Origin of the sequence: Flagellimonas baculiformis (assembly GCF_033441575.1) — a bacterium.
GTDB lineage: Bacteria > Bacteroidota > Bacteroidia > Flavobacteriales > Flavobacteriaceae > Flagellimonas > Flagellimonas baculiformis.
On the sequence record NZ_JAUZVW010000012.1, the window covers coordinates 101,979 to 115,031 of the forward strand.

Annotated in this window: 10 protein-coding genes; 3 read left to right on the forward strand and 7 right to left on the reverse strand. The window is 46.5% G+C overall.

Annotated features, from left to right (window positions below; translation table 11 throughout):
* Positions 1 to 7: 7 nt before the first annotated feature.
* Positions 8 to 2,422: a phenylalanine--tRNA ligase subunit beta gene (gene pheT / locus SD450_RS15895; RefSeq protein ID WP_318345439.1), complete on the reverse strand. Its 2,415-nt coding sequence runs from the start codon at positions 2,420 to 2,422 to the stop codon at positions 8 to 10.
* 277 nt (positions 2,423 to 2,699) lie between these two features.
* Here pheT and SD450_RS15900 point away from each other — a divergent pair, with 277 nt between their 5' ends.
* On the forward strand, positions 2,700 to 3,929 hold the full coding sequence (locus SD450_RS15900) for a peroxiredoxin family protein (protein ID WP_318345440.1): 1,230 nt from the start codon (positions 2,700 to 2,702) through the stop codon (positions 3,927 to 3,929).
* A 93-nt stretch (positions 3,930 to 4,022) separates the two neighbouring features.
* Here the strand turns inward: SD450_RS15900 and leuB are convergent, their stop codons facing one another.
* Entirely contained in the window at positions 4,023 to 5,141 is a 1,119-nt protein-coding gene (gene leuB, locus SD450_RS15905; protein WP_318345441.1) for a 3-isopropylmalate dehydrogenase, read from the reverse strand.
* 51 nt (positions 5,142 to 5,192) lie between these two features.
* Complete coding sequence (locus SD450_RS15910; RefSeq protein ID WP_318345442.1) at positions 5,193 to 6,365, reverse strand: 2-isopropylmalate synthase; 1,173 nt, start codon at positions 6,363 to 6,365, stop codon at positions 5,193 to 5,195.
* 146 nt (positions 6,366 to 6,511) lie between these two features.
* Between SD450_RS15910 and SD450_RS15915 the strand changes: the two genes are divergently transcribed.
* A complete protein-coding gene (locus tag SD450_RS15915) occupies positions 6,512 to 8,056 on the forward strand; it encodes a hypothetical protein (RefSeq protein ID WP_318345443.1) in 1,545 nt (514 codons plus the stop codon).
* Here the strand turns inward: SD450_RS15915 and SD450_RS15920 are convergent.
* Together SD450_RS15920 and panB are read right to left on the reverse strand one after the other, a co-directional pair.
* Positions 8,053 to 8,772: an RluA family pseudouridine synthase gene (locus tag SD450_RS15920; RefSeq protein ID WP_318345444.1), complete on the reverse strand. Its 720-nt coding sequence runs from the start codon at positions 8,770 to 8,772 to the stop codon at positions 8,053 to 8,055. The two genes, SD450_RS15915 and SD450_RS15920, sit on opposite strands and share 4 nt — an antisense overlap.
* A gap of 195 nt (positions 8,773 to 8,967) precedes the next feature.
* Positions 8,968 to 9,786, reverse strand: a complete 819-nt coding sequence (gene panB, locus SD450_RS15925; RefSeq protein WP_318345445.1) for a 3-methyl-2-oxobutanoate hydroxymethyltransferase — start codon at positions 9,784 to 9,786, stop codon at positions 8,968 to 8,970.
* Positions 9,787 to 9,856: 70 nt separating this feature from the next.
* Between panB and SD450_RS15930 the strand changes: the two genes are divergently transcribed.
* Positions 9,857 to 10,339, forward strand: a complete 483-nt coding sequence (locus SD450_RS15930; RefSeq protein ID WP_318345446.1) for a nuclear transport factor 2 family protein — start codon at positions 9,857 to 9,859, stop codon at positions 10,337 to 10,339.
* A gap of 3 nt (positions 10,340 to 10,342) precedes the next feature.
* Here SD450_RS15930 and SD450_RS15935 read toward each other — a convergent pair whose 3' ends face one another.
* On the reverse strand, positions 10,343 to 11,452 hold the full coding sequence (locus SD450_RS15935) for a glycoside hydrolase family 88/105 protein (RefSeq protein WP_318345447.1): 1,110 nt from the start codon (positions 11,450 to 11,452) through the stop codon (positions 10,343 to 10,345).
* A gap of 54 nt (positions 11,453 to 11,506) precedes the next feature.
* Entirely contained in the window at positions 11,507 to 12,931 is a 1,425-nt protein-coding gene (locus tag SD450_RS15940; protein WP_318345448.1) for an L-serine ammonia-lyase, read from the reverse strand.
* Between the last annotated feature and the right edge of the window lie 122 nt (positions 12,932 to 13,053).

Below are 13,053 nucleotides of genomic sequence, written 5' to 3' on the forward strand. Positions count from 1 at the left end.
GGGTCCCTTATCTCAGCTCGGCTCCCAGTTCTTTTTGGTACTGGGACAACAATTTACCCATGATTTTATCTATCTGCTTATCGGTAAGCGTCTTTGTGTCGTCCGATAGGGTAAAGCTCACCGCATAGGATTTCTTCCCTTTGGGAAGGTTTTCCCCAGTGTACACATCGAACAGGTTCACATTTTTCAAAAGACTCTTTTCCGTTTGCCAGGCAATGTCATACACCTTTTGGAACGAAGTGGAATCATCCAGTAGCAAGGCAAAATCCCTTGTCACCTCTGGGAACTTTGGAATTTCCCTAAAGATGATATCTTGGGTCTCCACGGATTCCAGTATGGCATCCCAGTCAAAATCGGCATGGAACACTTCCTGTTTCATGTCAAACTTTTTCAACACCCCTTTGCTGACCAATCCATAGGAAGCCAATACCTTCCCCTTTTTGTTACAACTAAGTCCTTCGGCAAAAACAGGATCATTGGCGGGAAGCGTTTCCACATCCTTGATGCCCAAACGGGTAAAAAGGGACTCCACAATACCTTTTAGGTAGAAGAAATCCGTTTTCTTGGAGACCGTGGACCAACTGTCCCTATTTCGCTCCCCGGAAATGAAAAGGGCCAAATGTCTCTTTTCTTGATATTCCCCGCTCACTTTGCGGTATGTTTTGCCAAACTCGAAAAGTTTCAAATCCGTTTTTTGGCGATTATGGTTGTGCAGAACGGTCTGCAGACCGGAAGACAGCATTGATGTGCGGAGTACGGAAAGATCGGAACTCAATGGGTTCAACATTTGAACGGCTTCCACATTTTCCCCTGAAGTAGCTTCAGATGAGACCAGACTGTTCGTCATGATTTCATAAAAACCCTTCGAAGCAAGGGTATTGCCAATCACATCCTGTATCCTGTGGTTCTCAAATCGCGAGGATTTGGCAATGGATGCATTCAGTTTTTCCTTGAAACCGATGTTGTTGTAGCCATATACCCTCAGAATTTCTTCAATGACGTCCACTTCCCGGGTAACATCCACACGATAGGTGGGAATGGTAAGCCCAAGGCCTGATTCGGTCACGTTGTTGATGCGGATTTCCAAGGAGGAAAGGATGGACTTTATGGTATCCCTAGGGATTTCCTGACCGATCAGATTATTGATCTTGTCGAAGGTCAGGAACACTTGCCTGTCTTGGTTTTTCTTGGGATAAAGGTCAACGATTTCTGAGCAGATGTACCCTCCGGCTATTTCACGGATGAGCAAAGCCGCCCTTTTCAGCGCATATTCCGTGATGTTCATATCAATGCCCCTTTCAAATCGGAAAGAAGCATCCGTATTGAGTCCGTGCCGCTTTGCTGTTTTTCTGATGGAGATGGGGTCAAAATAGGCACTCTCCAAGAAAATGGCAGACGTGTGTTCCGTCACTCCGGAATGTAGACCACCAAATACCCCGGCAATGCACATGGGCTTTTCGGTATCGCAGATCATCAGGTCATCTTCGTGGAGTTCTCGTTCCACACCATCCAATGTCTTGAACTTGGTTCCTGAGGGAAGCGTTTTCACCTCGATTTTGTTGCCCTTTATTTTTGATGCATCAAAGGCATGTAGGGGTTGCCCCAGTTCATGGAGCACATAATTGGTCACATCCACCACATTGTTGATGGGGGACAGGCCAATGGATCTCAATCTGTTCTTCAACCAATCCGGTGATTCCTGCACGATAAGGTTGCTGATCGTGAGTCCACAATATCTGGGTGCCAATTGACTGTTCTTGACCTCAACATCAATTTTCAGGGAACGGTTGTCTATGGAAAAATTACTGGTGGATGGGGTCACCAGCTCTTTTTGGATCTCTTTTTGTTCCAATCCAGCCTTTAGGTCGCGGGCCACACCAAAATGGCTCATCGCATCGGCTCGGTTGGGGGTCAGTCCTATCTCAAAGACCTCGTCACTTTCCACGTCGAATACTTTGGAGCAGGGGGTTCCGGGAACAAGTTCCTCGTTCAGCACCATGATCCCATCGTGGCTATCCCCAAGACCAATCTCGTCTTCGGCACAGATCATACCTTGGCTTTCCTCGCCCCGTATCTTTCCTTTTTTGATGGTCCAAGCCTCACCTTCCTTGGTGTAGAGCGTGGTGCCAATGGTCGCGACCGGAACTTTTTGGCCAGCGGCCACGTTCGGGGCACCGCAGACAATCTGCAAGGGAGTTCCCTGGCCTATATCCACAGTGGTCAATTTCAATCGGTCTGCATTTGGATGCTGTTCGCAGGTGAGCACATGGCCCACTACAATGCCCTGCAATCCGCCCTTAACTGATTCAAAACGGGAAATGCCCTCTACCTCGAGACCCAAGTCGGTCAACAGTTCACCTGTTTTCTGTGAGTCCCAATCAATATGCAAAAATTGTTTCAACCAGTTGTAAGAAATCTTCATACCCCAATTTTAGAATCGACAAATATAAAACAATAGGGGAACAGATTCAACGGAAATAGTGATGCAGCTTTATTTTCCTTAAATATCTTTCCTGTGTGGGGCCGTGTGTCCTTGGTAGTTTTTTGTTTGGAAACCAAAGTCCGAAGTCCAAAGTCGGAATTGATTTGTGGACATTCGAGAAATTTGTGTCAAGAAAACAATGGAAAATGGTCAATTACCGTTTGGTGTTGTAAGTTTTCAGTTGTAATTTATACATTTAAGAAAAAACTTTCATTAAATGACGAGGATTTGGCTGCCATTGATGGCATTGACACTCATGATAGGGTCGTGCAAAAAGGAGGAAACGAAAGAATTGGCCTTGGGTGATTGGCTGGCCAGGATAGAAGTGTCGGAATCACAGAAATTGCCGTTCAATTTTACGTTGGCCAAGGGTACGGACGGGTATATCATGAAAATCCATAATGCAGAAGAAGAAATAGTGGTGGACGAAATTGAACTTGACGGAGATTCCATTCACATCCAAATGCCCATTTTTGAAGGCTATTTCACAGGTACTTTTTCTGAAAACGAGATGGAAGGAAAGTTCATTGAAGAGAGCAAGGAACGGGAGGTGGACTTCACGGCTGTCCATGGACAAAGTGAACGTTTTGAGGTAAATGAGAACGCTCAAGTGAACATATCCGGGATTTGGGAGACCTATTTTGATGTCAATACCCCTAACGAATACCCGGCCAAGGGCATTTTCATGCAGAATGGCAACAAGGTGAAAGGGACTTTTAGGACCAAGACAGGGGATTATAGGTATCTGGATGGGGTGGTAACGGGCGACAGCCTGAAGCTTTCCGCTTTTGATGGGTCGCATGTGTACCTTTTCAGGGCACAGGTCAGTGATAGTACTTTGGATGGTAAATTCTACTCGGGAAAACATGCCGTACAAGAGTTCATGGCTGCCCGGAACGAAGCTTTTGAGCTTCCCGAAGCGGACAATTTGACGTTTTTGCGGGAAGGTTATGATAAGTTTGATTTCTCTTTTCCCAATTCCGAAGGAAAAATGGTCAGTCTCAAAGATTCAAGGTTCAAGGATAAAGTGGTCTTGGTGCAAATTATGGGGTCTTGGTGCCCCAATTGTTTGGATGAGACGCGCTTCTATGTGGAATTTCTCAAAAACAATCCCGATTTGGACATCGAATTGGTGGCGTTGGCCTTTGAGTACGCCAAGACGGAGGAAAAAGCGTTCGAGGCGATTGCCAGGTTGAAGGAAAGGGCAGAAGTGCCGTATCCCATCTTATTGGCACAATATGGCACTTCGAACAAGCAAAAGGCCAATGAAAAATTGCCCATGCTCAATCACATTCTTTCCTATCCTACCACGATCTATATTGACAAAAAAGGGGAGGTACGGAAAATACACACCGGTTTCAACGGTCCGGCCACTGGGGAAAAATACGAACAGTTCAAAGAGCAGTTTGCAACTACGGTCCAAGAGTTGGCCAATGAGCAGAGCTAAATCCTAAATCGGTTACTGGGTTATTAAGTTAGTGGTGTTTCCAAGCCATTTGAACTTGATTTTTGGGCTTGGGCTTGAAACTTGAACTTCAAATCAGATAATCGTGGACTTCCCTAAATCGATGTTTTCATCGTTCACACTGAAATTGTCTTCAATATCCACAATGCTATGGGCGATATAATCACCGACCTGTTGGGTGCCGAACTGGCTTTTGGATTTGATGTCAGGGGTCACGATGCCCTTTCGCAAGGACTTGTCCACAGCCAGTTTGATGGCCATGGCCTCTTCCATGAGACCAAAACGTTCCAATAGCATTGCTGCGGAAAGAATGGAAGCAATGGGGTTGGCCACATTTTTTCCTTTGGCCTGTGGATAAGACCCGTGTATGGGTTCAAAGAGGGCATTTTCATCCCCAATGGAAGCGGATGCCAACAGCCCGATGGAGCCTCCAATCACGCTTCCCTCATCGGAAAGGATGTCCCCGAACATATTCTCGGTAAGGATCACATCAAACTGTGTTGGGTTCAGGACCAACTGCATGGCCGCATTGTCCACAAACAAAAAGTCGAGGGCGACCTCGGGGTAACTTTCCCCAATTCGGGTCACGACCTTGCGCCAAAGTCTGGACGATTCCAGAACATTGGCCTTGTCCACTAGGGTGACCTTCTTTTTTCTGCCCTTCGCGGCCTTGAAGGCCAAATGCGCAATACGGCTGATTTCTTTTTCAGAATATTCACAAAGGTCAGAGGCAACGGTGCCTTCCTCGTTCAATTTTTTCTCCCCAAAATAGATTCCCCCGGTAAGCTCACGGAAAATCACAAAATCGGTCCCGGAAACAATTTCCTTTTTCAATGGCGATTTGCCCAAAAGGCTAGGGTGGGACAGTACAGGCCTGATATTGGCGAACAACCCAAGACTTTTTCGCAGTTCCAGCAGACCTTGCTCGGGCCGTACCTTGGCTTCTGGGTCATTGTCGTATTTGGGGTCGCCTATGGCACCAAAAAGTACGGCATCGGCCTCTTGGCACAATTTTAAGGTACTTTGGGGAAGCGGTCTGCCTTTTTTGTCAATGGCCGCGGCTCCGACCAGGGCCTCCTTAAAAACGAATTCATGGTTGAAGGTTTCTTCAACGGCCTGCAGACATTTCACAGCCTGGGCCAACACTTCGGGTCCAACACCATCACCAGGTAACAAAGCAATATTCAAATTCATATGGAAGCCTTGAGCAATTTGTATTTAGAAGGAGGTTGGACTATGGAAAAATTAAGCAATACTTTGAATGCGAATGTTACTGACCTCAATGATTTGGTGAATGTCCTCGTCCAAGATCTCCTTTTTGCGGTCTGCAAACTTCAAGAAGTTTTCGTAAACGGAATCCAATTGCACTTTGGTGAGCTCATAACCCACTTTTTTGGCGCGGTAGGCCAGTGCGGCACGTCCACTCCTTGCGGTCAAGACAATGGAAGATTCATTGACACCCACATCTTTGGGGTCGATGATCTCATAGGTTTCACGTTGCTTGATCACCCCATCTTGATGTATGCCAGAGCTGTGGGCAAATGCATTGGCACCCACAATCGCTTTATTGGGCTGCACGGGCATACCCATTTTTTGGGAAACCATTCGGCTGGTGTCCCACAACAGCTTGCTGTTGATGTTGGTGTCGAGGTTCAGGTAGGGGTGCTGTCTCAAGATCATCACCACTTCTTCCAAAGAGGTGTTCCCGGCGCGTTCCCCGATACCGTTGATGGTGCACTCAATCTGTCTTGCACCGTTGATGACACCGGCAATGGAATTCGCGGTGGCCAATCCAAGGTCGTTATGGCAGTGGCAAGAAAGAATGGCCTTGTCAATTCCCTTCACATTCTCTTTCAAATACTTCATTTTGGCACCGTATTCCTCTGGAAGGCAATATCCGGTGGTATCAGGGATGTTGAGCACAGTGGCCCCGGCCTTGATGACGGCCTCACATACCCTGGCCAAAAACTCATTGTCCGTACGTCCGGCATCTTCCGCATAAAACTCCACGTCCTCCACAAAGGATTTTGCGTAGGACACAGCTTCCACAGCACGTTCGATGATTTTGTCTTGAGTGGAGTTGAACTTGTATTTGATGTGCGAATCAGAGGTTCCGATTCCTGTATGTATTCTTGGTTTCTTTGCTATTTTGATGGCCTCGGCGGCCACTTCGATGTCTTTTTTAACGGCACGGGTCAATCCACAGACGGTTGCATTTTGGACCAATTTTGCAATTTCGTGGACGGATTTGAAATCCCCGGGGCTCGAAATGGGGAAGCCAGCCTCGATCACATCCACCCCTAGCTCATCCAAGCGTTTGGCGATGACCAATTTTTGCTCCGTGTCCAACTTACATCCTGGAACTTGTTCTCCATCCCTAAGTGTCGTATCAAAAATTTGTACCTTATCTTTACCCATTATTCCAATCTGTTTGTTCTGAGACATACGAAAATAGATAAGGGAGGGCGAAGAATAAAAGTAGGCCGGTGCCTGTTACAACGTTAAATTGCAATAGGTGTAACTTAAAAATCTGTAAAACAACACTTTAAATAATATTTTTTACGATGACAAATGCCCATAAGGATGCGTTGTTTGTGTTGATAAAATCGCTGTCCAAATCGGAAAAGCGTCAATTCAAACTCTATGTTGGCCGTTTGGGGGTCAACACGGATGCTAAGTTTTTGGCCCTTTTTAACCTGCTGGACAAAATGCGGAAGTATGATGAGCACCAAATTTTGGATAGTGGCATTGTCACCAAGGCACAACTTTCCAACCTGAAGGCGCATTTGTACAAACAGATATTGGTGAGTCTTCGCTTGAACCCGGTGAACCAGAACGTGCGCATCCAGATCAGGGAGCAGTTGGATTTTGCCACCATCCTTTATCAAAAGGGGCTTTACAAGCAAAGCTTGAAGATTTTGGACAAGGCGAAAAGTTTTGCCATCGAAAATGAAGAGAAAAATGTGGCCTATGAGATCGTGGAGCTGGAAAAGGTCATCGAAACCCAATACATTACCCGTAGTATTCCGGACCGGGCAGATGAACTGGCGGTGCAGGCCAAGGAACTCTCCGCCCATAATGTCATGACCAGCAAGCTGTCCAATCTATCCCTTCAACTGTATGGGATGATGCTGAAAGTGGGCTACGTGCGCAGCGATGAGGACCTCAACACGGTGAAGACCTATTTTGAGACCCATTTGCCCGCCTACGATCTGGACAAACTCGGATTCCGGGAAAAGTTATGGCTCTACAAGGCTTATTTGTGGTACAGTTTGTTGACGCAGGACTTTTTGTCCGCCTACAGATATGCCAGCAAATGGGTGGATCTTTTTTATGAGAACGAGACCATGATCCCACTAAATCCCGTATTCTTCTTGAAAGGGAACCACTACCTTTTGGAATCCCTCTTTTTTGTGAAGTACGCGTCCCAATTCCGGGAAACCTTGGACAGGTTGGAACATCAAGTGGAAAGTCCGGAATTTCCCCAAAATGACAATATCGCTTCCCTGGCCTTTTTGTACATCAACACGAACAAGCTGAACCTCCACTTTTTGGAAGGTACTTTTGATAAGGGGCTATATTTGGTGAACATCATTGAGTATGGCATCAAAAAGCATGGTGAGCGGATAGACGAGCACCATATCATGCTGCTCTACTACAAGATTGCCTGTCTGTATTTTGGTAATGGTGACAATAAGAACTGTATCGTTTACCTCAAAAAGATCATATCAAATAAAAACCTCAAAATGCGGGAAGACCTCATGTGTTTTGCCAGGGTATTGAGCCTGGTGGCCCATTATGAAGCAGGGATGGACTACCATTTGGAAGTACAACTGAAGAGCACATACAAATTCTTGTTGAAAATGAACGATTTACATGCGGTGCAGAAAGAAATGATCAAATTTTTGAGAGGGTTGGGAGAGATTTATCCGCACGAATTGCGGAACGAGTTCCAAAAACTCTACAACGAACTGAAGAAATACGAGCACCACCCGTACGAGAAAAGGGCCTTCCTTTATTTGGATATCCTTTCTTGGCTCGAAAGTCATTTGGAGAACAAACCGGTTGGGCAGATCATTCGGGAGAAAGCCTTGGCCGTTACCCGTTAAAGACACGCATTCCATACGGGGTCATCCGGTGGTGGGGCCATAAATGGGATGACCTCTTTTTGAACAGGATGTTCCAGTTCCAGATATCGGGCATGCAGGTGTATGCCACCATCTTTGTTACTGCGGTCTGCCCCGTACTTTAAATCACCTTTGATGCAGCAGCCGATAGCCGCCAATTGTGCCCTGATTTGATGGTGTCTGCCTGTCTTTAAATCGATTTCCAGGAAAAAATATCGATTCAGTTTTTTTAGGAGTTTGTATTCCAAAACGGCTTTTTTGCTGTCCGGGACCTCTTGCCCGTGCGCATAGGACTTGTTCTGCTTGGGATTGCGGACCAACCAATGGGTAAGGACCCCACTTTCATGTGGAGGGGCATTGTCCACAACGGCCCAGTATATCTTTTTGGTCTTTCCTTCGGAAAACAGCTTGTTCAATCGGGGCAGTGCCTTGGAGGTCTTGGCAAATAGGACAATGCCCGATGTGGGTCTGTCCAATCGGTGCACCACGCCCAGATACACATTGCCCGGTTTGTTGTATTTCTCTTTGAGATATTCCTTGACCACATCACTCAAAGGGGAATCCCCGGTCTTGTCACCTTGGACAATATCTCCGACCCTTTTATTGATCACAATAAGATGGTTGTCCTCAAAGAGGACTTGGAGGTTGGATGGGGTGGACTTTTTAGATTTTTCGATTTTTGGATTTTTGGATTTCACTTTAGGGTTGACTTGAATTTTGAGGTCATTTTGATGAAAAATTTGTCATTTCGAGTGGTTTTTTGAACCCAGGGTCAAAAAATTGTATCGAGAAATGACTTCCTCTAGACATAAAACCTTGTTCTCGACCTGCCTGCCTGCCGGCAGGTACTTTTTCCTTCAGAAAAAACTCGAACTGACGGTTTTGATTATAATTTAATATGACTCCTCCTCGTTCGGAAAATCCTTGCGTTTTACATCGTCCACATATTGGGAAACGGCTTTGCTCATTTCATCATATAGGTCCAAGTATCTTCGAAGGAACCTGGGGTGGAACTCGTGGGTCATGCCCAGCATATCGTGCACGACCAAGACCTGTCCGTCCACATGGCCACCGGCCCCAATACCGATAATGGGGATAGAAACACTTTCTGCGACCTCCTTGGCCAGTTTGGCGGGAATTTTTTCGAGCACAATGGCAAAACAGCCCAGTTCTTCGAGCAATTTGGCGTCATCCTTCAGTTTTTGGGCCTCTTCTTCCTCCTTGGCCCTGACGGTATAGGTCCCAAACTTGTAGATGGACTGTGGGGTAAGGCCCAAGTGTCCCATCACGGGTATGCCGGCCTGAAGAATACGGCCAACGGATTCCTTGATCTCACTGCCACCTTCCACCTTAACGGCATGGGCGCCACTTTCCTTCATGATCCGGATGGCGGAGCGCAGGGCTTCCTTGGAATCACTTTGATAGCTGCCAAAAGGAATGTCCACGACCACCAAGGCCCTTTTTGCAGCCCGTACCACGGAAGAGGCATGGTAGATCATTTGGTCCAAGGTAATGGGAAGGGTGGTCTCGTGGCCGGCCATGACATTGCTGGCGGAATCGCCCACCAAAATGGCATCAATGTTGGCTGCATCCACGATCTTTGCCATGGAATAGTCATAAGCGGTGAGCATACTGATCTTCTCGCCGTTCTGTTTCATTTCCACCAAGGATTTCACCGTGATTCTTTTGTATTCTTTTTTTACAACAGACATTATGTTCTTCTTTAGCGGTTAAATGTAAGCAGATTTGTTTAATTTGGACTTCAATCAAAAAACTTAACGAATGGGAAAGTTGTTCTGTTTCATGACACTATTGATTTTGGGTGTTTCCGTACAGGCCCAAGTATCCGACGCATCTGATACTGCCTCAAAAGAAGCGGTGAAGAAAGTGATAGAGACCTTTTTTGAGGGCTTCCACAAACAAGATTCCACCATCATCAATTCCACGGTTGCCAATCAAGTGGTGCTGCAGACCACCGGAAGAAATCCTGCGGGAAAGACCATGTTCCGGACGGAGGAATTTTCAAAGTTCATCAAATCGATTGTCAGCATTCCAGATAGCATCCAATTTGAAGAAAAGCTCACCTCATTTTCCATCCAAGTGGACCGTACCATGGCCAATGCATGGGTGGGATATGAGTTTTGGCTCAATGGCAATTTCAGCCATTGCGGCATCAATTCGTTCCAACTTGTCAATTTTGATGGGGAATGGAAAATCATCTACCTTATCGACACCAGGGGTAAGGAAGGTTGTTTGGAAGACTAACCATTACTTGCCGCCATACAATTTATAAACCTCTGTGCCAGCACTGAGAAACGCTCCGGCTCCATACACTTCAGTTTTGTCCGGCCATGCTTTTCCAGGAGCTGCGCCGACAGGCTGTACATAGCCAAGCATACCCTCTTTGTTGACATGGCCCACCAATGCCTTCCAGGCTTTATCAACGGCAGGACCGTAGGTTTTTTTATCCAAAATGCCATGATTGATGCCCCAAGCAAGTCCATAGACATAAAATGAAGTGCCGCTTGTTTCTGGAGTTGGATAAAATTCCTGGCCCAATAAGCTCATGGCCCAATGCCCTTCAGGTGTCTGAATTTTTAAAAGTTTGGCGGCCATTTTTTCAAAAAGACCTTTGAAATATTGATACTCGTCACTTTTAGGTTCCAATTCGTTCATGATATTGGCCAATCCGGCAAAGACCCATCCGTTGCCCCGTGACCAAAATATCTTGGTGCCGTTATCAAGTTTTCCCATATAACTCTCATCACGATAGTATAGATTTTCTTCTTTATCAAAAAGAAAATCGGTAGTGGCCTTGAACTCGGTCATCATGAAATCCAGATATTTCCGCTCTCCTGTAATATTGTACAATTTTGCCCAAACCGGAGGGGACATAAAGAGTGCATCGCACCAATTCCATCGAGATTGGTGGTAGGGGCTTTGCCATTTTAGGGAAGTGTTGGCCGGATGGTATAATATAAAGTTGAACTGCTCTTGGGTGGGGTTCAACATTTTTTTGTCACCAAATTTTTTATAGAGATCCAGATAAAATTGTCCCACGGTATGGTCATCGGCATGATAGGTCCGGCTGTGCAATTTCCAGTCATTCAACTCCCCAATGGTTTTTAGCCATACATAATAGGTATCATCCTCGGCCATTTCGGCCCATTTCACCATTCCCACATAAAGCGCTCCGTTGGTCCAGTCAAGTGGATGATGGGGATTTTCATAGGTGAAAGCATCCCGAAAGTGTTCGATTTGCCAATCTGCCACCTTTTTCATGATGCTTTTGACTTCTTCTGGCTTTGTATCCTGTGCTAAGGATAAACCTGAGAAGAGTAGCACAAATCCTAGTGTGATGGTTTGAAGTTTGGTCATTTTATGTATTTGTTGGATTAAGGTTTTATTGGTGTTTAAAATCCGTGGACATCATCAACAATCGCTCAAGAAAACGCCCACTGCCAAGCCTCCTTCGGAAGTTTCCTTGTATTTGGAGCTCATGTCCTTTGCGGTCTCCCACATGGTGTTGACCACCTTGTCCAAAGGCACTTTGGCCTCTTTGGGGTCGCTGTCCAGTGCCAGTTCCGCAGCATTGATGGCCTTGATGGCCCCCATGGCGTTCCGTTCGATGCAGGGCACCTGCACCAATCCCCCAATGGGGTCACAGGTAAGCCCCAAGTGGTGTTCCATGGCAATTTCGGCCGCCATGAGCACCTGTTCAGGAGTTCCGCCCATGAGTTCGGTCAAGCCGGCTGCGGCCATGGCCGATGACACCCCGATTTCTGCCTGACATCCGCCCATGGCAGCGGATATGGTGGCCCCTTTTTTGAAAATACTGCCCACTTCACTGGCCACCAGTAGAAACTGTCGGACATCATCAAAGTTGGCGTCGTGGTTTTCAATGACCATATAGTACATCAGCACGGCTGGAATGACCCCGGCACTCCCGTTGGTGGGTGCGGTCACTACACGCCCAAGGGAAGCGTTCACTTCGTTGACACTCAATGCGAAACAGCTCACCCACTTGATGATCTGTCGGAACTTTACCTCTGTCTCCCGTATGCTTTCCAACCATTCCTGTGGATTGGAGTAGGGGATGTCCCCCTTGAGTTTTTGGTGCATTTCAAAGGCCCTTCGCTTCACGTTCAGGCCTCCGGGCAGTTTTCCTTCGGTATGACAGCCTACGTACATGCTCTCCAACATGGTGCTCCAAATGCGTTGGAGACCTTCATCGATTTCGGCTTCTGTCCGCAGCGAAAGTTCGTTTGCCATCACGATTTCGGAAATACTTTTCTTTTCCGTTTCACAATAATGCAGAAGTTCACTGCCCATTTTTACCGGATAGGGAAAACTCTTGAAGGTTTCCTTGTTCTCCTTGGAATGGATGAGCTCTTCCTTCACCACAAATCCCCCGCCTATGGAATAATAGGTTTCCGAAACTGAAGTGCCATCTGCCAATTTTGCCACAAAACGGATACCGTTGGCATGGAAGGGTAAAAACTCCTTTTTGAAGACAATGTCTTTCCCAAAATGGAAAGGAATGTTCCGTTCGCCGGAAAGATTCAGGAGGTTTTCTGTTTTTACCCTGTCAATACTTCCTGAAATACTGTCAATGGGAACCGTCTGTGGGTCGGTGCCCAACAATCCCATGACGATGGCGACGTCTGTGGCATGTCCCTTTCCAGTGAGGGAGAGGGAGCCGTAAAGGAAAACGGAGATGGTCTCTACGTTATCAAAAAGGTGTTGCTCCTTCAGTTCACCGATCCACCGCTCCGCGGCACGCCAAGGTCCAAGGGTGTGCGAACTGGAAGGTCCCACCCCGATCTTGAGCATATCAAACACACTGATACATTCCATAGTCTGGCTTATGGTTTCAAATATAGGAAGCTAAGGGAAATAAATTGAGAATATCCGATTAAGGACACGTATATTTTTCGGTATGATCGATCACACATTATTTTAAAGGACTCTTACTGAAT